This is a genomic window from Paenibacillus mesotrionivorans (genome assembly GCF_046098205.1).
Lineage (GTDB): Bacteria > Bacillota > Bacilli > Paenibacillales > NBRC-103111 > Paenibacillus_AR > Paenibacillus_AR mesotrionivorans.
Genome location: NZ_JBJURJ010000021.1, coordinates 57,930 through 81,144 on the forward strand (window position 1 = coordinate 57,930; position 23,215 = coordinate 81,144).

The 23,215-nt window shown below is 55.1% G+C and carries 10 protein-coding genes and 1 riboswitch; of the genes, 4 read left to right on the forward strand and 6 right to left on the reverse strand.

Going from position 1 to position 23,215, the window contains the following annotated elements; genetic code table 11:
- Positions 1 to 44: 44 nt before the first annotated feature.
- The 4 genes from ACI1P1_RS25700 to ACI1P1_RS25715 all read right to left on the reverse strand — a co-directional run bounded on the left by ACI1P1_RS25700 (position 45) and on the right by ACI1P1_RS25715 (position 10,578).
- On the reverse strand, positions 45 to 5,384 hold the full coding sequence (locus ACI1P1_RS25700; protein ID WP_416219358.1) for a hypothetical protein: 5,340 nt from the start codon (positions 5,382 to 5,384) through the stop codon (positions 45 to 47).
- A 38-nt stretch (positions 5,385 to 5,422) separates the two neighbouring features.
- Positions 5,423 to 6,061: a S1 family peptidase gene (locus tag ACI1P1_RS25705; protein WP_416219359.1), complete on the reverse strand. Its 639-nt coding sequence runs from the start codon at positions 6,059 to 6,061 to the stop codon at positions 5,423 to 5,425.
- 248 nt (positions 6,062 to 6,309) lie between these two features.
- Positions 6,310 to 7,494, reverse strand: a complete 1,185-nt coding sequence (locus tag ACI1P1_RS25710; protein ID WP_416219360.1) for a response regulator — start codon at positions 7,492 to 7,494, stop codon at positions 6,310 to 6,312.
- A 3-nt stretch (positions 7,495 to 7,497) separates the two neighbouring features.
- Entirely contained in the window at positions 7,498 to 10,578 is a 3,081-nt protein-coding gene (locus ACI1P1_RS25715) for a hybrid sensor histidine kinase/response regulator (RefSeq protein WP_416219361.1), read from the reverse strand.
- Positions 10,579 to 10,934: 356 nt separating this feature from the next.
- A riboswitch (cyclic di-AMP (ydaO/yuaA leader) is annotated at positions 10,935 to 11,070 on the forward strand.
- Between the two features lie 4 nt (positions 11,071 to 11,074).
- Between ACI1P1_RS25715 and ACI1P1_RS25720 the strand changes: the two genes are divergently transcribed.
- From ACI1P1_RS25720 to ACI1P1_RS25735, 4 genes are all read left to right on the forward strand, one after another.
- Positions 11,075 to 11,560 (forward strand): C40 family peptidase, encoded by a 486-nt coding sequence (locus ACI1P1_RS25720; protein WP_416219362.1) that lies wholly within the window; start codon positions 11,075 to 11,077, stop codon positions 11,558 to 11,560.
- A 189-nt stretch (positions 11,561 to 11,749) separates the two neighbouring features.
- Positions 11,750 to 12,928 carry an enoyl-ACP reductase FabV gene (fabV, locus tag ACI1P1_RS25725; RefSeq protein ID WP_416219363.1) on the forward strand — a complete coding sequence of 393 codons (1,179 nt, stop codon included), beginning with the start codon at positions 11,750 to 11,752 and terminating at the stop codon, positions 12,926 to 12,928.
- 165 nt (positions 12,929 to 13,093) lie between these two features.
- Positions 13,094 to 18,859, forward strand: a complete 5,766-nt coding sequence (locus tag ACI1P1_RS25730) for a carboxypeptidase regulatory-like domain-containing protein (protein WP_416219364.1) — start codon at positions 13,094 to 13,096, stop codon at positions 18,857 to 18,859.
- A 257-nt stretch (positions 18,860 to 19,116) separates the two neighbouring features.
- Positions 19,117 to 20,364 carry an MFS transporter gene (locus tag ACI1P1_RS25735; RefSeq protein WP_416219365.1) on the forward strand — a complete coding sequence of 416 codons (1,248 nt, stop codon included), beginning with the start codon at positions 19,117 to 19,119 and terminating at the stop codon, positions 20,362 to 20,364.
- Positions 20,365 to 20,904: 540 nt separating this feature from the next.
- Here the strand turns inward: ACI1P1_RS25735 and ACI1P1_RS25740 are convergent.
- Both ACI1P1_RS25740 and ACI1P1_RS25745 read right to left on the reverse strand, forming a co-directional pair.
- A complete protein-coding gene (locus tag ACI1P1_RS25740; protein ID WP_416219366.1) occupies positions 20,905 to 21,777 on the reverse strand; it encodes a patatin-like phospholipase family protein in 873 nt (290 codons plus the stop codon).
- Between the two features lie 253 nt (positions 21,778 to 22,030).
- The gene (locus tag ACI1P1_RS25745) at positions 22,031 to 23,209 is read right to left on the reverse strand and encodes an ATP-binding protein (RefSeq protein ID WP_416219367.1); all 1,179 of its coding nucleotides are present in this window, start codon (positions 23,207 to 23,209) and stop codon (positions 22,031 to 22,033) included.
- Positions 23,210 to 23,215: the final 6 nt, after the last annotated feature.

Below are 23,215 nucleotides of genomic sequence, written 5' to 3' on the forward strand. Positions count from 1 at the left end.
AATGTCGAAGAAGGCTCTCAAATTGGCTTCGCCAATTTCAAGGCTTAATCCTTGTTGCCTACAAAGAAGGAAGCAAACTCCCTTTCTCTCTCTTGCGTTCTGACGATAATGGTGTACCAGCCTGTTTTCGGGAAGGTAACCTGGAATTGCTGCGCTGTCAGTGCTTCGTAGGATATTTCCTCGGCAATATATTTCATTTGCCCTTCCCGGTACAGTCCGGAATGATAGAGAATGCTGAAGGTAGCCCGTTCATTGGTTGCCTTCGTTCCCTCCACCATCATTTCGTCGTACCCTTGAACACGGAAGGTGATGGTGTTGGTATCGAACAGAACGGCCTCTTCCAGGCTGGAAGAAATGACTTCCCCATTGCCGGTAATCATCAGCCCGGAATTCGGTAACACAACCACGGATTGAGTAAAGGTTGCGCTGTTGCCAAGTTCATCCGTTACCGTGTACGTCACCGACTTTTTGCCCGTTGTAGCCAGGTCCAGGTCGCTGATGGTGACTGTCAGATGATCCACAGCAGACAGATTGTCGGAAACGGTGTAACCGCCCAGATCCGTATAAGGATTGAACCCTTCCTGATTCCGGATGACGGAGATAACAGGGCGGTTAAGTTTGAGCTCCGGAGCGGTGTTATCCAGTCCGGTCACTTCAATTGGGGAAATGATCCTTTGCCCCAAAAGATCAGAAATGGCAATTTTGGTAAGGCCATTTGTGCTGTAGATGGCAGAATGGCTGTAACGCCCGTCTGTACCGCTAATCTGATTGAGGTAGTTTCCATTATCCTTGTCAATTGAAGGCCCTGTGCCCAAGAAGATTTTGTTGGGGGCGCTGACCTGTCCGCTCAGTGTGACCTTCACCTTGCCCTTGGCATAGGTTTTGCCGTCAACGGTAACGGTTTTGTCCGGAGACAGCGTCTGACCATTTTCATCCACAAATTCGTAGACAATTTCCGGTGTTTCCAGAGCCGGGGCAATGTAGGAAATCTCCTTTTCCACAACCGTGGTATTGCCGTTTTGATCCCGTACAGTAAATTCCACCTTGCCGTTGTCCCGCATCGTAACCGGATTTTCGCCTTGAATAACGGTGATATCCTTGGTGCTGTTGGCAGCCTTCACCACACTCAGCACAATACCCTCGGCCAAAATCACGTTGCCCTGACTGTCCTTGATGGTCTTAAAGGTTTTGGAGCCGTTGTCTCCATACTTATCTGTAGCCACAATTTCAACGGAGGGAGGTGTTTTGTCAATGTTGGCCACTGTTGCCGTTGCCGTATTTTTGTTGCCCGCCTCATCCTCAAACTCAAAGGTAAAGCTGCCGTTTTCCTTGAAGCTATGGCGTCTCGCACCCTCATTATTCAACACCCGGACAGGCTCGGAGGTCTGCAGCTCAGCGGTGACGTTGGAGGAGGTTGGTCCGGTAATGTTATAGACAATCACTCCTTCAGGGGCTGTGTCATCAATATTATTGACGACGGCCAACAGCCTGGCTTTCCGGTCTGTGGCGGTAAGGTCTGTCAGGTCAAAGGTGTAAATCCCGTTTTGCGGAATGCTGTACGTATTGCCCTTGACATGAACCGGTGCCGCCAAATTGTCGGTAGCGGAGGGTTTCACCTTGACTCCTGCCGGAACCGAGATGGTGAGGGACACCGCGCCGCTTCCAACGGGCTTCATGGTGCTGTAGGAAGCAATGCCGTAAAGATTATTAGCAGCAGGATTGAATGCTTTGGTATCCACATCCGCCGGGCTGCTTTCCCCGCCGCCGGGAGAACGGAACTTCACCTTCAGCTGAAGCTGGGCAGGTGTTGCTGCATCAACCGGGGTGCGGACAAAGTTGGTGTACGGCATCCAGTTGGTCCAATTGATCCCGTTATCCTTGGAGATGGCATATTCGAAGCCGTGCTTCGTGGTATTCTGCAGCTCCAGCTGAAGCACTGCCTTATATCCGTCTGTCTCGTTTCCTTCGAAGGCAATCAGATCGGATTGCAGCACCTGCACCGGACTATTATCCTCCCGCGACAACCGGAAAGTGCCTGTGTGGGTAATCGCTGCATTTCCCGCTCCATCGATTGCATAGACGTACAAGATGAAGTTGGCTGTTTCGCCTGCGGCAAGTACGGAGTTGTCCAAAGTTGTCTTCCCATCCTTGGGAAGCGTCTGCCAGCCCGGGGATGCATCACCTGGGGCAGGAACATCCTCCCGGACCCACTGATAGCTTACCTTCATGTCATCGGGCCGCTGCAGCTCTGTAGCCGTTACAGTAACCGCATGGCTTGGTTTGGCGTAGTTAACACCGTTGATGTTGAAGGTAACAGCAGGCGCCGTATTGTCAAACTTGTACAACTGGTTGAAGTAATAGCTTTGTGCCCCCGCCTCCTGGACACGGATATGCAGGTATTGCTCACCGTTCAGTGCGGGATCGGCGGGAACCCAGACGGTAGTAGGGTGCTCATAAACCGCCGAGGTGACCGTGTTGGCCGCATAAACAGAGCTTGTTACGGAGGGCGCTGCTGCGCTGTCCACAACCGGAACGTTTGGTACAGGGCCGCTGCCATAAACGGCCGCGAGGACCGTCGGTGTAAACTGACTGTCTGCCGGACGCACCGGGGAGCTGCTGTAGGCATAGGCCACAGCTTCCACTTGAACCTTTGTAATCGTGAGCTTTACATTTTGGCTCTTCATAAAAATAGTGGAGGTAGGCGAGAAGGAAACCTCAATTTTATCGGACGAATTAACGGTTGCCGAAGCCGACTTCTGTGCAGCCGTTATATTACCCGCATGATCCGCACCCTGCAGGTACAGGTCATAGGTGCCATCTTCAAAAACATGACCTTGTGTGGAGACAATGTAATCCATCGGAACAGTAGTCCATCCGATTGAGCTTGGCGCTTCATGCTCCTTCACCCACTGGTACTGCACATTAGCCGCATCAATGCCGCTGTGCTTATCCGTTGCGGTTATGAGTGCTTTAACCTCAGGCTTATCCCCGGCAATGATTTCTGCCGTAAGCACAGGAGCTTTGTTGTCCAGCAGCAAGATGGCTTTGTTGTAAATCCAGTTGGAATCATCGTGTTTATAATCTTCCGGTGTCCACATGGCGGGATTATCGTATTCCGCTACCTTTTTCAGAGCCTCACCCTTGGCGTAAAATTCCGCGTCGGCTTCGGAAGCACCAGGATGGCTGGCAAAATACTCATTCTTCCACGTGCTGTACATATCGGGATGATTAATAGCAAAGTCTTTATTCTTACTGTATTGCATCAATTCCCGGGCCGTATCCCAGGTCATATCCGCTGTCCACGTATGCAGGTACCAGGGGCCGCTGGCGTCAGAAGCGAAGGCCTTCGCCGGTGGAGAGAGGAGATTCGTTTTATTGTTGGCCACTTTAAGCGGCTCCCCGGTGAATATGCCCTCAGGCTGCTCCCCTGTTAGGGAAAATCGCTTGATAACAGCGTAGTTGTCATCTGTCAGGGCAGCCAGGGGGTTCTCGGGTTTATTGCTCCAATAATAATAGACCAACCCTACTCCAGGAGAATCCTGCCCGATGGGTCCTGTCATATTCAACGGCCGGTAAATCCCTCGGCTTGGCCGTACAAAGCCGGCTTCATCCGGATCAAGAGGAGGAGCCGTCACCGAAGGATCATTGGCGTCGATAGTGATTTTTCCCTTTTTCCCATACACCGCATCGGTAGCACCGTCGCTGTCGTAGCTGTAGCTGAATTCCGGATCCTGATTGTCAATGGACAGCTTGGCCCAGTCAATCTTGGTATTCGGGATTTGCTGGGAGGGGTCAGTAGGTACGGGCTCTGCAGATTTATTGGTATGAGCCGCATCCATCAGCAGGTTGCCGGCGTAATCCTGGATCACACCTTTGTCAGGGTAGCCTTGCGCCGCTCTGCTTTCATGGGAGAGTGCAATTACCTTCAGTAACGCCACGTCCACATCCTGATCTGTTACTTCAGCCCGGAACGTCCACGTATCCGTGTTCTCGCCTTTGATATACCTGGCTTTCATCCCGTTATTAAAGTGAAGGATTAAGTTGTCAGCATTCAATCCCGCTTTGACAATGGTATCCTCGGTAAGCTGTACCTTAAAATCAATCACGTCTCCGCCATTTAAGGTACTGCCAGTAACGATTTCCGGTTGGATGCCGTTGGCCGCAAAGGTATATTTAGGTGGAACTGCGTCGACGATAACCCGGTAGCCGTCATTGTTAGATATTACATTGCCTGAATCAACAGTTTCGTCAAAGGGATTAATAGCCTTGCCGCTCATGTGAGATGAGCTTGCTGTAGAGGCCTTCTTACCGAAGTTTTCGACTTTAAGGTAGTTCCCGGCAGCATCATGAAAATCGGCAGCTTTAATTTTCTCGAGAAGGCTACTTTGGTTCAGTCCGCCTTCCGTGGGAATATCTGTAAGCTCGCCGCCGTTTTTGATAGGCAGATTGCCCGAATGATGAAGAGGTGTAGGAGAATAAGAATAAGCTAACTTATCCGTAAACTGGGTCCAATCCGTGGAGGACGGCAGCCTCATCCCCTGATTTTGGCCGGCCCCGGGCAGCCCAGTTTTTGCAGGATTGGTAAATAGGTAGTGTGTAGTCAAGCTAAATGTATCGCCACTGGGTTTGACCGGTTCGGAGAATGGATAGGTCAGTTCCATCCGTTCGCCAGCCTTCAGGAACAGTTCTTTTTCTCCAATCTTGGTATTATCCCGCTCGGTGCCGGTGCTAGTAAATATGTAGTCTTTTATTGTGGGGGCTACTTTGTCCTGGAACTTAATGAAAATCCCTTCTGCCCTTGCCTCCCCGTCTTCAAGCCAAACCTGTATTTTAATGGTAGAATCGGGTCTGATTGTGGCCGTTTCTTCTTTGTGCCCTATAGTGCCGCCGCCGCTATGGCCTGACAAAATGTTCTCGCCATCAACAAAGAAGTTAGCTGTTGTTACAGAGGTGGAGACAACAACACCCAGAACTTTTTTTTCATAAAGCTTCAGCAGGTCCCAGCCAACAACGATTTCTGTGTCCCCGCCTGCAGCCATTGCTTTCAGTAAGGGATTATCCAAGACATTAATTTCAAACGTAACGGATGCCTTATCATCAGATGTCATTGTACCGTTAGCTTGAATTTTAATATCCTTATCCTGCTCCGTCTGAATGAAGCCGGGGGAGCTGGCGAATCCGGTACCATTGACATTAAAATTACGGAAAGCATTTTCGGCCTCCACACTTCTATTGCCAACAACAGTGCCATCCAGCGTAACGGTTATATCCTCCGGCCCCTTCCCATAGGCGGTATCAGGCGCCCACACCGGGAGCATAGAGACGATCATGCACAGGATCAATAAAGCTGATGTCCATTTGGATACGTACTTGTTTTTTACCACGAACAGATTCTCCCCCTCGTAACAACTTCATTAGCCATTTACTTCACAACCCCCGCCGCATCCTCAGCGCTCACAGCCAAATGAATGCCGCTCATGGTGCGCAGCGAGCCGGACAGAATGCCTGCCGCATAGCCGTACTCATCTAATAACGGACCGCCGGACATGCCGTTGACCAACTCCGCCGAAACCAGCAGCCGGTCCCTTCCGTTGATGGAGGCGCGGGGTGTATTGACGATTCCTTCTGTGATGATCTTCGTTCCCTTCATCGGAAACCCGATGGCAAACACCTTCCCGCCATGCTTCATCTGCCCCGTGCGCAGCGGGATAAACGGATATGTACGCTGTACTCCGGCATTGTCCGCCGGCTGCTCCAGCTTCAATACTGCCGTATCGGCGGCTTCGTTCCGGGCTGTTACCCGGCCTATGACAGTAGACTGGTCATCCATTACACATTCCACCTGCTCTGCTTCCTCCACCACATGGTAGGCAGTCAGCGCCGTGCCGTCCGGACGAATCATAAATCCGGTGCCCACATCCTTCAGCGTTCCGTCCTCACGGAGCACCCTTACATAGAAAACAGCCTCCTCTACATGAGAATAGAGCTCCTCCGCATGATAACGGGGAGGGGAATCCGCTTGAGAAACGGAAAAGCCGTTTATCGCCAACAACAAGGCCATAAGTATTGCAAACAGTAGGCTGCCCTTTCGCCACACTTCGTCACCACTCTCCGTTCTGCGACTTTTGTCGCTATGAATAACTATTATTATAGAGTAGGCTTCTCTCAAAATTCTCTCAAAAGTCCGTTTCCTCTCGAGCGGCTAGTTCTTACGACTCACATCCGATTTTCGAGGAAAAACCCGCGAAAACAGCTATTAAATGCCAAAAACACCTTGCAGCGCTCAGGCCGCAAGGTGAATTTTTACTTTTATTTTTTTTGGCGGGGCTGGGAAATTTTCGACATTTCCATGTACATCTTCGCTTTTTTACTGATCTCCGCGGGGACCTCCATCCCCATCTCCTTGCGGTACTGCATCTCGAACAGGTTGAAGTGCCGGGTGATCCGCTCCCGCTTGCCTGCGGCTGCATAGACCTCCATCAGAAGCAGGTGAAGCTCCTCCTCCAATGGATAAAAGGAGAGGCATGACAGGAGCCGCTGCTCGGCCTTGCTCCATTCCCCTTGCGCCATATACCGTTCGGCCAGCCGGCAGCCAAGGGCTCTGTATTGTTTACCGCAGCTTTCCTCCAGCTGGACCTTCCACATGTAATCCTTGTGCCCCAGCAGCGGGCCGCGGTACAGGGCAAACAATGCCTCCAGCCGCTCCGGCTCTGCCTGCTTCTTATGGCCCAACCCGGATATACCCTGCAGAAACTCCAGCAGATCATAGCGGGTATCCTGGGTTTTCAGCAGATAGCCGTCACCGGTTTTCACCACATCCATACCAATGTCCTGCTCCTTGATCAGCTTTTTCAGCCGGTACACGGTGTTGTGCAGATTGTGAATGGCCCGTTCCTCATTCATTTCGGGCCACAGAAGATCCATCAGCTTCCACTTGCTGATGTCCTGATCGGGCCAGCACAGCAGATAGGCGAACAGCTCCTCCGTTTTCCGGGTAGGCCAGCGCACCAATTCACCCTCGGGACTCCGCACCTCGAAGCTGCCCAGGCAATGGATGGAGGCCTTAAGAACAGGCTCGGGAGGTGCTGATGCGCCCGGACTTCCCGTCCGGTCGGCCTCCTTCAGCAGGCGGGTGGTAATCCGGTCGATAGCGCTGGTCATCACCGGCTTCAATATATAATCGAAGGCAAATACCCGGAACGCCTCCAGGGCGTATTCCTTATACGCGGTGGTGAAGACGATGCGTGTGCCCTCGCAGCATTCGTTCAGCCTTTGGGCCAGCTCAATCCCGGATAGCTTGGGCATCTCCACATCCAGGAAGGCGATGTCCGGCTTAAGCTCCGGCAGCTTCTCCAATGCCTCCAGCGGATTGTTGAAGGCGCCGATAATCCGGCAGTGCGGGTTGCGGCCCACAACCACCTTCATCAGCTCCAGAATGGGCTTTTCATCCTCCACAATGACTACCGTGAACATTCCCTTCTCCCCCTCTCCCACGTTTTATTCCTCCTCATCCCGCGGCAGCCGCATAACGATCCTGGTGCCCCTGCCCGGCTCGGAGGCAATCTGCAGGGAGGCGCCGGGAATGGATTCCAGGCGGCGCCGGATATTGAGAATCCCGATGCCGACACCGTCGCCCGGTCTGCCTGCTCCCGTAATCCGGACGAGAACCTCCTGCGGGATGCCGGTGCCGTCGTCCTCAACGGTTACGCGCACACCTCCCTCATCCTTCTCCACCGTCAGGCTTACGGTCCCCCTGCCGTCCTGGTCGAAGAAGCCGTGCCGGATGGCATTTTCCACGAAGGGCTGGATGCAAAGGGACGGGATCGGAAATTCCTCCAGCTCTTTTTCCACATGGCTGACAAACTCGAACCGGTCGTCGAAGCGGGCGCGCTCAATGTCCACATAGGCCTCGATCAGCTCCAGCTCCCGGCTTAACGGCACCAGCAGCTCATGGCTGTCCACATCCAGAATATACCGCAGATACTGGCTGAGACGGGAGAGCAGATAAGCCGCCCTTTCCCCGTCGGTATAACAGAACGAGATGACACCGCTTAACGCATTGTACAGAAAATGCGGCTTGATCTGCGCCTGATGGAACGCCAGCTCATTGCGGATGGCCTCCTGGAAGGAGGATTTCATAGACAGCAGTGTCTGGATCCGGGCCAGCATGGTTTCCCCCTCGAAGGGTTTGGTCACATAATCGTTGGCGCCTGCAGCCAGGCCCAACGCAACATCCTGGGAACGGTCCTTGGCCGTTGCGAACAGAATGGGCAGCGAAAGGATCGAATGCTGCTCCCGGAGCATCCGGCACAGCTCGATGCCGGACATCTCGGGCATCATCACATCCAGAATAATCAGATCAATGTCCGGATGCCGGGCAATTTGAGCCAAGGCTTCCTTGGCGGACAAGGCGGAGAGCAGATTGTAGGGATAACGGCGCAGAATATTCAGTAAGGTATAAATATTGGAGGGTTCGTCATCCACGATCAGAATGGTCTCTTTGTACTCCCCCAGAACCTCCAATGGCTCCAGGAGGGCATTGGAATGGCGGCGCGGGAACTCTCCGCTTCCGTCCTCCGCGGAAGAAGCCGCAGCCTGCTCCACCGGCAGGCCGATCATCATCCGGGTGCCCTTGCCCGGCTCGGACCAGTCGATATCCAGGGAGCCATTCATCCCTTCAGCCAGCTTGCGGCAGATGTACAGACCCACTCCCATTCCGGAGTACCCTTCTGCGGGCAAATCATAACCGAAGGGATCCTCTTTCTTCAGCAGCCTCCGCTGTTTGTCCGGTGCAATCCCTGCCCCCGTATCCTCTACGGCGATCAAGGCTGCATCCCCCGTTACCGTACTGCTCAACGTGATACTTCCCGTTACCGTATACTTGATGGCATTATGCACCAGATTGTACAGCACCTGACGAAGGCGGTTCTCATCTGCCTGCACCCAAAGCGCAGCGGAGATTTCATTTTGCAGCACGACTTTTTTGCCGGCCAGCTCAAACTGCAGAATGTCCAGCACCATCTTCGCCACCGACCGGACGTTAACGGAGGTAATCTGCATCTTCATCTCCCCGTGACGCAGCCGTGTAACGTCGATTAAGTCCTGCATCAGCATCGACAGCTTGACGGAGATATCCTTTACCAGCCACAGGTCCTGCTGCTGCTTGGGGGAGAGTGCCTTCTCCCCCTCGTCCAGAAGGTGGGAGGTAATATTCATAATGGCGTTGAGCGGCGTGCGGATTTCATGGGAGGTCATAATCAGGAACTCATCCTTGGCCTGATTGGATGCTTCCAGCTGGCCAGTCAGCTTCTTGGTTTCCTCCATGGTACGGGCAAAACGGAACGCCAGCAGAATGTTCATCAGAATCGTGAAGATGAGCGCTCCCAGCTTGCCGATAAAATCCGAGGACATCATGCTTTCCTTCGCCAGCGAGTCCGCCACCAGATAAATCAAGAGACACGCCACAGCCGCAATAAACAGCAGCAGCTCCTTGCTTTCATAGCTTCCCTTCTGCCGCTGGGCATACAGCCTGGCCATTCCCAGCACCATATAAAACTCCACAAATGCCAGATAAAACATCACATAAAGCTTGATATCATTAAAAGCATGGTAAGGAATAACCGGTATGGTGGCAACGCATATCACCAGTGGCAAGATCAGAAGGGTTTGTGTCCGTTTGGACATCATCTTGCTGTTCAGAGAGCTGAAGAGCAGCACCGCTACCAGAGCAGAAAGGATAATCGTGATGTCCAGAAGCTTATAGATGAAGTCAAAGGGAATCTCAGGCAGCAGCCGCTGGGCAATTTTCTCGTCCTGCATAGTCTGCCCAATGGCGATCAGCACCAAGAACAGCCCGCAATACAGGTAGCTCCGGTCCTCCCGCCGGGGCAGATACTGCAGAAGCTGGTGGATGCCCACCAACGTGAAAATCATCACGCAGGCCAGATCCCCGCCCAGACTCAGCGCCGTCTGAATGATCACATCCTTTTGGGCCCCGAACAAGATCGGTCTGGCAACTCCCCCATTAAAGAACACATGGTTAGAAACCTGAATCACAATCTCAATTTCGCCTTGATCCGATGAAAAAAACACCGTATAAGGCGTATTTCCCGGACGGTGCTCCTCCCGCGTATAAGCAGGGGTTCCGCTTTCGCCCTCCAGCTTTCCGTTAATATAGAGCTTATGGGCCATACGGATGTTGGTAATTTTAATGCCGTAGATGGTCTCCTCATTAGGCACCAGCACCTTAAGCCGGTAGGTGCCCGAACCCTTAGCATGGACACCGCCGTTCTCATGTTTACCCCGCCAGGTCCAGGGGGTCTCCAGATAGATGGTTTCCCCCGGCTGGCCCAGCATAGGGTCTCCCGGCTCCAGCAGCTTGTCCGGAACAAACTCCCATTCCCCGCTCAGCTGAGCCATCCCGCGCTCCGGAAGGCCAATTCCCCGCAGGTCAAGAACACCCTGCTGCGCCGGAGGTGCACCATTGTTCTCCACTAACCCTGTATATAACAACGTAACCAGCAGCATAAACGCCACCGTAACTGAGGTGATTCCAATCCATTTGCCCGCCGATTTCATGATGACGCCCCTCTATAAATAAAAAAATCCGTCCGATTATATCATACGATAACAAGCTCACAAGAAACTCACAAGGGCAATATCTAACAATTTTCGACTTTCACAAAATAGATAGTAGTACACGGGACATATCCATAAAGCACAAGTACAGGACTATAATCAGGTGAACCGGAAGTTTGGCGTATTGTAGGAAGAGGTAAACGGAGGTTTTCCGGCAGGTTCGACAAGAACTGGTTGGAAATACCTGGTTCTTTTGTCCATTCAATGAACTTTCCGGAACATCTGAAGAAATTCTTATCTTTTTTTAAAGAGAAGGGGAGGAATTTGACTCTGCGGGGAGAATACTTAGACTTGGAAAAAATAACATGCCGAATTCCCGTTTACGGGAAACGGGGGAACCACTCTGGGTGAATTGGTCTCGATGTACAGGGACCATAGGGAACCTTCAACCGAACCCTCCAGCTAACCTCGCAGGCACCAGGAAGGGGTTTACCTGTTGTTTTCATTCTTTAAAAAGTCTGTTGTCGCACTCGTCGCTGCCGTCATGCTGCTCAGTTTCTCGGCAGGCACCGCCTCGGCTGCCACCCCGTTGAACGAGCAGATCGACGCCCTTATTGGAACCCCTTACAAATCCGGGGGAACTTCCACGAAGGGTTTCGATTGTTCGGGCTTCACCCAGTACCTGTTCGCCCAATTCAATTTTGAATTGTCCCGCAGCTCCGTTTCCCAGAATGAAGAAGGCTACTGGATCCCTAAATCCGACCTTCGTCCCGGGGATTTGGTGTTCTTCAACACCAGCGGTAAAGGCATTTCGCATGTGGGTGTCTACATCGGCGACGGAATGTTTGCCCATTCCGCCAGTGATGAGGGCGTAACCAAGAGCAGCCTGGATGAATCCTACTACAAGAAACGCTATGTTTCGGCCCGTCGCGTGCTGTGGGAAGAGCTCTATACCCAGATGACCTCTGAACCCGCAGCGTAACGTTGATTACCTCACACCTTCTAGCAAACCCTGCCGTGATTCATCTCCGGCGGGGTTTGTTTTCTTTTTACCCCCAAAGCCAGAAGATGAAACACCTCGTTTTAGTACCTGGTCTTGAAAAACCTCCGGTTAACATATATGATGAAGAACAAGGAATACCACATGATTTCAGGGAGGAACTCCTGCCATATGATCATTAAACCGAAAATACGCGGCTTTATCTGCACCACCGCCCATCCGGAAGGCTGCGCCGAAAGTGTGCGGCGCCAAATCGCTGCCGTACAGGCCAGAAAGCCTGTGACAGGAGCCAAAAAAGTGCTGGTCATCGGAGCATCCACCGGCTATGGCCTGGCGTCACGAATCGCCGCCGCCTTCGGTATGGGCGCCGATACCATCGGGCTTTTCTTCGAACGCCCGGCAACGGACGACCGCACAGCCACCGCAGGCTGGTACAACACGGCTGCCTTCGAGAAGGCTGCCCGTGAAGCGGGCCTGGTAGCGGAGAGCCTGAACGGCGATGCCTTCTCCCAGGCCATTAAGGAAGAGGCTGTCCGTCTAATCCGGGAGAAGCTGGGCAAGGTGGATATGGTGGTCTACAGCGTTGCCGCCCCCCGCAGAACCGATCCTGTCACCGGAGAGGTGTACGGCTCTGTGCTGAAGCCCATCGGGCAATCGTTCTCCAACAAATCAGTGAATGTGCAGAACGGCGTGGTCAATGAAGTTACGATGGAGCCTGCCAGCGACGAGGAAATCCGGCAAACCATCAAGGTGATGGGCGGAGAGGACTGGATCCTGTGGATGCAGCTGCTGGCCCAAGAAGGCCTGGTGGCCGACAATGTGATTACACTCGCCTATTCCTATATCGGACCGGAGGTCACCCACGCCATTTATAAGGAAGGAACCATCGGACGGGCCAAGGAGGATCTGGAGGTGGCGGCGCGCCAAATCACAGCGGAGCTTGCTCCTTATGGCGGGCGTGCTTATGTTTCCGTAAATAAGGCGCTGGTTACCCAAGCCAGCTCGGCTATACCCGTGGTTCCCCTGTACATCTCCCTTCTGTACAAACAAATGAAGGCCCAGGGAACCCATGAGGGCTGCATCGAACAGATGGCCCGGATGATGGAGCGGATCTACGGAGCCGGGGGAGAGGTTGTCACCGACGCCGAAGGCCGCATCCGTATGGATGACTGGGAGATGGACGAGGGCATCCAAGCCGAGGTAAACAAGGCATGGTCGGCCATCACTACCGAAACCTTGCCCGAGCTGGGAGATCTGGAAGGATACCGTCAGGACTTCCTGCAGCTCTTCGGCTTCGGCTTCGACAACGTGGATTATGAGGCGGATGTCAATCCGAATGTGCAGCTTTAAAGCCAATTAACCGCATAGCTATATGGGCGCAAACGCCCCCGCTTGTCCTCGAGGCAGGTGCGGGGCGTTTTTTGGCATCTCAAAAAATCCGTTGGCCGAATTCTTTTCCCATGTGCCGGCTCATAAGTATGTGGGGAGTTTGCATATGACGAAAAGGGTGAGAACATGCCGTTCCCGAGCAATGTCCAATTTACCCCCATTACTGTAGGCGGGAAGCCGCCCACAGCCAATGTGGACCCCGCTTTTCCCGCCAGTCTGGATATCGTGGGCAACAGCCAATTTCCTCCGGCCTATTTCGCCTATGACGGAAGGAACGTGTATTTCCGCTTCCGTTTACGAGGCGATCCCCGATCCCGTACCGGGTTTTTGAACCAAACCTGGGGGGTTCTGCTGGATTTGAACAACAACCCGTCCAGCTACGAATGGATGTTCACGCTGAACGGAGGCACCAGCCAGATTAATCTGATCCAGAATACGTCGGTGGGCAGCAATCCGCTGACGGATCCCGCAGAGCGGAACAACTTCTCCCGGCCGGTGAACAATTTCGACCTGGCCCGGGCTACCCTCACCCAGGACGGCTCCAATTTTGGCGGTCAGGAAAATTACTTCCTGGATTACTTCGTGGATCAGGGCACCTTCTTCAGCCAGCTTGTCATTAACGCCAATACCGTGCTGCGATTTCTCTTTTTCACCTCAACGCTGGCTAATCAGGTAAACCGGGACTATCTGCCGTTTTCCGATCCCGTCACCTTGAATCAAGCCAACGTGCGGGCTCAGCTGTCTGTCTCCCAGTCCCTTGTGAACCCTCCGTCCGCTATTCCTTCCGGCAGCATCGCCAGCTTAAACGGAAGATTTACCGTCTCGAATACGGGCTCCAGCGCCGCTTCCTCGGTATTCGCCACCATTCCTTTCCTGCCGGACAGAGTGGATTCCTTCCGGATTACATCCGTCAACATCGGCAACGCCAACTTCAATGCGCTGACCTCCACCTTAAGCTGGAATATCGGGACGTTGGCCAGCGGCGCCACAGTGGAGCTGACCTATAATCTGGGAGCGGTGTTCAACCAGGCGGGGACCCGGCCGTTCAATTCCTTTACCGTAACCGGCATCGACCAATTCACGGGCAATATGCTGCCGAACATTACCGGCTCACTGGAGGTGGCCGTCCAAGCAGGAGGCAGCCTCTCGGGTCTCGTCCAGAACACCAACGGTTTGCCCCAGCCGGATGTAACTGTGACACTGACCGCCCAAGGCGGTACAGTCCCCGTATCATCCACGGTCACCAATAGTGACGGCGTATACAGCCTCACCAATGTGCCGCCGGGCAATTATATCCTTTCCCTCACCAATCCGCTGTTTCTGCCCCAGAGCATCGATGTATCCATTGCCGCAAACACAGGAATTGTGCTGAACGTGCTGCTGCAGCCCCTGCCTGCCACACTGCAGGGCACGGTAACCTCAGCCTTGGACGGAGCTCCTGTTCCGGGTGCCGTACTGAACGTATCCAACCAAAGCAATGTGCGGATCGCTACGGTTACGACGGATGCCAATGGGCAATACAGCCTCGGCAATTTACCCCCGGGCGTTTCCATTACGGTATCTGTGGCCGCTCCCAATTTTCAATTGCAGAATGCGGACTTTTTCCTGGATCCGGGTGCGACCCGCGTATTCAACCCGGTGCTGGCCCCCAGCCCCGCCAGTGTATCCGGCACCGTCTCCGGCGCAGACGGGCTGCCTATTGCCGGAGCCACTGTGACAGTTCTCGACCGGAACAGCAATGTGCAGGCCGAAACGGCTACCAATGTAAACGGACAATATACCATCAGTTCACTGGTGCCTGGAGCAGCCTATCAGATTCGGGCCACTGCTCCCTTCTTCCAAACCTCGCTTACCGGACTGCAGACCGCTCCGGGAGAAGCGGCCACCTTGAACTTTACACTGCAGCCTTCTCCGGGGAGCATAACCGGCACCGTCACAGAGGAAGGCACAGGACTGCCTCTGGAGGGCATTTCCGTACGCGTTTATGACAGCCGGGATTTGACGGTGAACACCACCCTGACGGATGCCGGCGGTCAATTTGCCATCACCTCTCTGCCCCCCGATTCGTATACACTGTTGTTTTCCTCATCCGTCTTTGCCGCCCGGACCATCGGGGCAACGGTGCGGCCGGGAGAAAATACGGTTGTCAATGTCCGGCTGGTGCGGCTGACCGGCTCACTGGAGGGTATCGTCCGGAGGACAGACGGGCAACCGCTTGTTAGTGCAAACATTTCCGTGATTGACAACGGAACTGTGGTGGCCCGGGACACAACGGATGCCGAAGGCGAATTTATGATATCCGGTCTTTTCCCGAAGAGCTATACCGTCAATGCTGCAGCCGAAGGCTTTGCCACCAAAACACTGGGGGTCTTCATTCGCCCGCTGGAAACCTCCATACTGGAATTTGCGCTTGAATCTACTACGGGCATCATCCGCGGCGCGGTGACGGATTCCGCCGGGGCTCCCTTGGCCGGCGCTCTTATCGGCCTTAACAGCAATTTATTGGGTATCTCTATGCTGCGGGAGCGCACCGTTACCGACAACCAGGGGATCTTTCTCCTGCGGGACATTTCCCCCGGGGATTATGTGCTGAGCATTATGCTGCGGGGCTTCCAGAACGCCATTATCAGCACAACCGTAAGGGCGGATACGCTCACAGGCCTTTCCATCCCTCTTCTCCCTAACCCGGGCTCCATCCAAGGAACCGTGGTGGACGATGAAGGAGCTCCCATTGCCCCTGCAGTATCCGTCAATGTCCGGATTAACGACATCAACGGCGGGCTGGCCACCACACCTCCCGTGGATTCCGCCAGTCAGTTCCGGGCGGACGATTTGGCTCCCGGCACCTATTCGGTATATGCCTCGGCGACGGGATACCGGACGGAAAGCACAACGGTTACCGTCCTTTCGGGGGAAGAAACGGCGACCACAATCGTGCTGGCTCCTCTTCCCGGCTTTATCCAGGGAACCATTGCCGACAGGCAATCACGGCTTCCCATAGGAGGGGCTATGGTCAAGGCAGTGACCCAAAACGGCATCGTTCTCGGCACCGCCATGACAGACCAGAACGGTTTTTACCAAATTGACGGCCTCCGGCCGGGGAGCTATGTGGTGCTTACTCAGGCCCAAAATTACAATATTGCGCAGACGGGCGCCATTATCAAACCCGACACTGTTACCCAAACGGATATTCTGCTGGATCAGCTGCCGGGAAGCATCGAAGGCAGGGTGGAGCCGCCGGTTCCCCGTATTCTGGTTCAGCTGTTCACCCTGCAGAATACGCCTGTCAGCTCCGTCTACTCCCAAGAGGACGGCACCTTCCGCTTTACTAACCTGGCTGCCTCCCAGTATATTCTCAATGCCCATGCCGTGGCTTACTCCTCGGGACCGGTTGGTGCCTTGGTCACTCCCGGGCAAACGGCCAATTGCATCATCCAGCTGTTCCCCAACCCTGGAACGGTATCCGGGACAATCACCGCCGCTGACGGCCGTCCCCTTCCGAATGCCGTGGTCCAGGTTCTGGACCGGAATGAATCGCCGCGCGGAAGAGCGCAGTCCGACAGCGCCGGACGTTACTTCATCGGAGAGCTGCCCGCCGGCATACTCAGTCTGGTTACCTCCGCTCCCGGCTTTGCGTCAGAATCTCTTGCCGTCCAGCTCCAGCCGGGCCAGGAGCTGGCGGGTATTGACTTTGTCCTTTCCCCCAATCCCGGCGGGATAAGCGGTTTGGTGACGGACTTGGCCACCGATCTGCCCATTAACGGAGCCGAGGTAAACATACGGTTCTCCGAAGCCTCCGGCTTGAGTGTGGCTGCGGTTACCACCAGCCAGTTCGGGGAATTTCTCGTGAATGATCTGGCCCCCTCCTCCTATGCACTGACGGTATTTGCCCCCGGTTATCAAACCGGTTTTATCGGCGCCATTGTGGAGAGCGACCAGATTACCAATGCCTCGGTTATGCTGGCGGCTCAGCCGGGCACCATCCGGGGCCAGGTGTTGACCGTAGACGATGCGGAGTTGACCAGCAACAACACCTATATCAAGCTGTTTACCTCAAGCGGCACGTTGATCCAGACCTTGTTTGCCGACAGCAGCGGGCGTTTTGTCCTTGAGGATCTGGCCCCGGATATCTACAGCCTCAGCGCTACGGCTGAGGACCATGCCACAGACTCCCAGACGGTCCTGTTGGGACCCGGAGAATTGAAACTGATCGTATTCCGCCTGGTGCCCGTCCTGTCCTTCGTCAGCGGCATTGTCACCGATGCCGTCACCCGGCTCCCCATTGTCGGCGCCCTGGTAACGGTAAACAGCCGCACGACACTGCCCATCGACACCACCTTCACCGACCAATTGGGGCAATTTATGTTTGATTCCATTTCCGCAGGGAGACGGGTATTAACGGTTACGGCTGACGGCTACGGAACGTTTACCAGCGGGATTCTGGCCGGAGCCGGGTTCGCTACAACCTTCCTGAGAGTGGAGCTGGAGCCATTGCCCGGAGCTGTATTCGGGTTTGTCACCAATATCGAGGACGGGTCGGCCATTGCCGGAGCTGAGGTCACACTGCTGACCGATGCCCAGGAGACCTTCGCCACCCTCATCAGCGACATATCCGGCAGCTATGCTTTCCGTCTCCTGTCTCCGGGACGGTACCTCAGCTTCGCCACCGCCCAGGGTTTTGCCCTGCAAAACGGCACCTTCACTGTTGGCCCAGGCGAATCTACCAAAGCCAGCTTCACGCTGCAGCCCCTGCCGGGTTCGTTTACCGGACGCATTACCGACAAGGCAACGGGTGCACCGCTAAACAGCATCGGCATCTTCGTCCGCCACCTCAACAACTTCGCCCAGGTAGCGGGGCTTGGCTCCACGGATGCGGAGGGGGTTTTCCTGATTGATAACCTTCCTGCCGGCAATTATGTGGTCAATATTTCGGAAATCGGATTTGTTGCCACCCAGTCCTCCTTTTTTGTCGGACGGGGCGAAACGGTACGCCGGGACTTTCCCCTGGCCCGCACCAGCAGCATTATTATCGGCGATGTTACCAATGAGAACGGAACCAAGCTGCCCGGGTCACTGGTGGTTGCTACCGATCCCAACGGGGTGATTGTGGGGCAAGGGGCAGCTGACAACGAAGGCCGGTTTTCTGTAGGCACCGGAACAGGGACTCCCGGAGGTCTGCTTCATGTGGTAGGGGTGGCGGATGGACGTGAGTATCAATTGGTGGATGTGGCTGTCCCCAATGAAAGCACCCTGCGGGTGGATTTGACACTCCCGGCTAACAAGGCCGCTATCATCGGAGAGGTGCAGAACCAGCAAACCGGGGCACCGGTTTCCAATATGATTATTACCGCCTTTACTGAGTCGCGGGTCTTTCTGGTATCCGTAGCCAGCGATGCGGAGGGTTTGTATTCCATCAACAATCTGCCCCAAGGCACTTATATCATCTCTGTTTCGGGCCAATCCTATGGTTCTACGGCTGCACTCATAACTGTGCCTGCCAGCGGGGTTGTCCGGTTAAACCTGCAGGTTCCCACAGCCTTCGGCACCTTAATGGGACGGATCTTCGACCAGAACGGCCGGATGCTGTATGAGGCCCTGTCCGAGGTATTCCTGCCGAACGAAGCCCGGCAGACAGCTCAGGTTCAGGCATTCCATCCGCAGCCCTCTTCCGGCAACGGTAACGGAGGATTGCGGGAGGCCTTTACCTTCATGCGGTCTGTCATCAGCAACGAAAGCGGGCAATACAGCCTGTCCAATCTGCCTGCGGGCACGCTGGGTGCCTTATTCTCCTTCCCGGGCAAGCAGTCCAAACGGGTTGGGTTCATCATTAACAACAATCAGACGACCTATTTGGATGTGGTGCTGCTGGATGAGGAGGAGCCGGAGGAGTAAGATGGCCTCTTATTCCGGAGATAGCGAAAAGAACTGCCGGGCAATCCGGCGGTTCTTTTTTTATGGAGTGCCCGCTATAAGTAAGCGGCACTCGCTTCCCAGCTTGCCTCCGCTTGTGGGTGATTTTGGGGCAACGCAGGCCGCCTGGAAGCATTGACATCCCCCAGGCACCGAAGTAGACTAGGATAATGTTTGACCTTTGTTTAATTTCACGGAATTCTTGGAGGATTCTGTACTGAATAGGAGTAGAACCGGTCATGAATCCGTTACGCCGCAATCCAAAAGAATTGAATGTGTTCCTGATCGCCAGCCTCATTAACACCACCGGCGGAGCCCTGATGTGGCCGCTGGTTTCCATGTATGTGTTCGACGAGCTGGGCCGCAGCCTCGCTGATGCGGGACTCGCCATATTGGTCCAGTCGCTGGGCGGCATCATCGGGCAGCTGTTGGGCGGCGCTCTGTATCACCGGGTTGGCGTCAAACGGCTGGTTACAGGGTCCTTGGCGCTGAATGCCTCCGTCCTGCTGGTTCTGCCTCTCCTAAGCGGCAACTGGCAGCTTTTCATCGGTGCCATGTGGCTGATCGGCCTGTTTAATTCCATGTCGCTGCCGGCCATCCAATCGTACATCGGCTTTCGCTTTACGGAACGTCGGGCGGAAATATTCAACATTATCTATGTGGCCAATAATATCGGCGTGGCTCTGGGCACAGCGCTGAGCGGCTTTCTGGCGGACTTTTCCTACCACCTCAGCTTTATAGCCAACGGGGCAACCTCCGCCTTCTTTGCCGTATTCTTCCTGTTTTATCTGAAATCCACGGATGTGGCCCAGGGTACGGGGGCTTCCGCGGCATCCTCCCATAACAAGGCGGGAAGCCCGGGGACATGGGCGCTGCTAAGCAATGTCCGGCTGTATCTTCTCCTGGCCAGCGGCGCTCTCCTGCTTCATATCGGCAACTCCATCTGGAACACCGGGGTGTCTCCCTTTATTGTGGGTGAGGAGATGCCCAAGAGATATTACGGGTTTCTGTGGACACTGAATGGGGTGCTTATCTTCGTGGCTCAACCGTTGCTGGGACTTATCAAACGGTATCTGACCCGCACCGTCTCCGCCCAGATGACCGCCAGCAGTCTGTTTTATGCGGCCGGATATGCGTGTATCCTGCTGATGCAAAGCTACCCCGGCATGGTGCTGGGGATGATACTCGCCACCTTGGGCGAGATGCTTATTTCCCCGGCAATACCTGCCTACTTATCGGAGCATGGCGGCGCTCACGCCCCCTTCTACATTGGCCTGGCCGGCGGCATTGGCTCGGGAGGCCGGGTGATCGGCCCCTATGTGATGGGCAGCTTGTATGATGCAGGCGGGCTGCCGCCGGTAACGTGGCTTGCTCTGGCAGCTGCGCTGGTTTCCGCCGGCGCCTATTGGGCCCATTCCGCCTGGAACCGCCAGGCGGCAAGGCAAAGTCTGTCCGCGGCAACGGGCGGACAAGGCCTGTCGGGCTGATGCTGACCGATGCTGCCACCACCGGTCATACGTTAACCGGACACGCGCCACAACTGGCCATGGGCCAACTGGACGTGCCATCGCAGAACATGTGCTAACGGGACACGTAGCAGCTTTGGTATTCGCTAACCGGACCTGCCATCGCTGGATATGCGCAAACACATGCTCTCTCCATCACCGCTCATACGCAACACCAGCTTGCTCCATGACCGGACATTTGCCGACACTTGCTCGCTCCATCACCGGACGTGCGCTAACGGCCCCTGGTTCCGTTAATGAGCCGAAAATCGGCCAATTCACAAACTAACGGACCCACGTTCCTTTATTCGGCCAAAAAGCCGCTGTGGGTGACCTGGAATAGCCAAATAACGTCTCCTGTGTCCGCGAAAAATGCGGATAAGGGTATTCTGGGGAAATAACGTACCGTAGGTCCGTTAGGCGCATTGGCGGGAACGCTATAAGCCTGGCCCAACAAAACGAGGTATGATCAGCTTCAAAAAAAGGACCTGCGCCACTTCCATGGCACAGGTCCTTCTATGTTTACGCCAGTGCTGCAGGCGTTTCCGTCCATGTCTTGACCCGAGCGAGCCGGGCCTCCGCATCCCTGTACCCCAGCTCATACAGCTCCGTCAGCTTAACCGGATCCTTGGTCATCCGCCCCACCTCAATATGGGCCGAGGGCCGGATGAGAACCGCCTTACCCTGGCGCTCCAGCTCCTCCGCCAGCTCCATGGACTGGTTATAAACCTGATACCGGTTCTCCAGCGCATCCACCAGACCCGGGTACTTACCGTACATCCGGCGGGCCAGCCAGCCGTGCTTGAAGGGGGTCTTCCGGTAGCCGGCAGGTTTTGTGGAGATGATGATGTGCAGGTCGTTCCCGTCGGCCATCGACTTGCCCACGGGAATCGGATCGCTGATCCCCCCATCGAACAGCACCCGGTCCCCGGCCAGCACCGGCGGAGATACGAAGGGCAGACTGCTCGAGGCCCGGATAATATCGAGAATATTTCCGGCCTGCTCCGTCTCTCTCTTTTCCATATAGAAGGCCTGCCCCGACACCGCATCCGTCATGCCCACCCACAGGCTGCCCGGATCTCTGTAGAAGGAGTCGTAATCGAAGGGCACCAGCTTGTTAGGCAGCTCGTCAAAAATCAGGCTCCAGCCGAAGATACTCTTCTCCCGGAACAGATTGCGGACGCCCACATAACGGGGATGGGATACATAATCAATGGTAACCGTCTTGTTGCGCCCTTTTTGGCCGGAGATATAAGAGGCCGCGTTGCAGGCTCCCGCCGAAACACCAATGACATACGGCACCCGGATGCCGTGCTCCAGGAAACATTCCAATGCGCCTCCCGTATACACACCCCGCATCCCTCCGCCTTCCAGCACCAACCCTACCCGTTCCAAAGCAATCCCTTCTTTCTGCTAGGTTCAGACACATGCTTCTATTATTCCACAAGATGAAGGCCAATGCACCCTTAGGGTGTGTCTGAAAACTCGCTTGAGGGCACCTTTTAACGCCTTTTCGCCCCTTACTTCTTTACTTCCCCTTGACGTACCCCCCGGTACGACTGCGGGCAAGTGCCTTGCCTGGAACGAAAATTCGCTAAAATTTGCTCCCCTCGGAGTTTTCAAACACACCCTAGCAAAAGACCAACCCTCAATGCTCCGGTCCGTCTTCCTCCCGGACATAGCGCGAGGCCACATACTCGGCAGCCTGGCGGAAATGATCCAGCTCCACTGCCGTGCCGCCCTCCTTCAAGCATAAAGCGGAGGCGTACAGCACCATGTCCTTGATATCCGCTCCCGTCATATGGTCAAAAGCCGCCGCCAGCACCGCAGGACTAACCCCCTCACCCAATGGCAGCCTGCTGGGTAAATGGGTCTCCCAAATGCCCGTACGCTCCGACTCATCGGGGTACCGGAAGGCAATCTGGGCCAATATACGGCGGCGGAAGGCGTCGTCATAATTTTGCAGCAGGTTGGTAGTGAACACCACCACCCCGTCAAAACGCTCCAGCTCCAAAAGCATCACACTGCGGCTGATATTCACGCCGTAGTCGGAGGATTGCTGGACATGGGTCAGGCGTTTGCCCAGGAAGGAATCCGCTTCATCGAACACCAGCACCGCTCCCGCACCGGATGCGGCGGCGAACACCGACTTGATATTCTTCGGCGTTTCTCCCACAAACTTGGACTCCAGCTCCGCATAATTCACCAGCAGCACCTGGCGGCCCAGCGTGCCCGCCAACGCCTCGGCAGTCATGCTTTTCCCCGTACCGGGAGGCCCATAGAAGTTCAACACCACCGCCCGCCCGTCAAAATGGGACTCCTCCAGCCCCCATTCCCCAAACAGCTTCTCCCGGTGGCGGATCATAACCAGAGCCGCCTCCAGATGGCTCCTGGCCTCCTGATTCAGGCTGACCTCGTCCAGTGTCCAGCGGGGCATACAGGCGGACCATAAGCCGGAAGGGGCTTGCATGGGAAGAGCCGCTTCCGCAGGCTGCCGCCCCATTCCTCCACCGGAGGACACCGGACCGGCTGCGCCCTCTCCGGCAGCATGCCCAGGCTCCCCTTCGGCAGCCCCATGAGAAATAACAATCCGCTGCGGCACAGGATTATATGGAGAGGCATTATGGGCCACAGCCGCGGCAATACCCCTGAGCATCTGGGCCACCAGGGGCTCATCCGCAAGCTGGGGCTCCTCCCCCTCCACCGCGGGTGCATACAGGGCATCCTCCACTTCAACGGTTACCTGCCGGTTTCGGATCTCCAAAGTCTTGCGGTATGTCTTGCGTATCATCAGGGACGGGTCAATCAACCGGGGTTTGCCGATCACGGTCAT

Excerpts from the sequence above, each read along its gene's own strand:
- fabV (WP_416219363.1), top strand. The coding sequence starts at position 11,750 with ATGATCATTAAACCGAAAATACGCGGCTTTATCTGCACCACCGCCCAT.
- ACI1P1_RS25730 (WP_416219364.1), top strand. The coding sequence starts at position 13,094 with ATGCCGTTCCCGAGCAATGTCCAATTTACCCCCATTACTGTAGGCGGG.
- ACI1P1_RS25705 (WP_416219359.1), bottom strand. The coding sequence starts at position 6,061 with ATGGCCTTGTTGTTGGCGATAAACGGCTTTTCCGTTTCTCAAGCGGAT.
- ACI1P1_RS25715 (WP_416219361.1), bottom strand. The coding sequence starts at position 10,578 with ATGAAATCGGCGGGCAAATGGATTGGAATCACCTCAGTTACGGTGGCG.
- ACI1P1_RS25735 (WP_416219365.1), top strand. The coding sequence starts at position 19,117 with ATGAATCCGTTACGCCGCAATCCAAAAGAATTGAATGTGTTCCTGATC.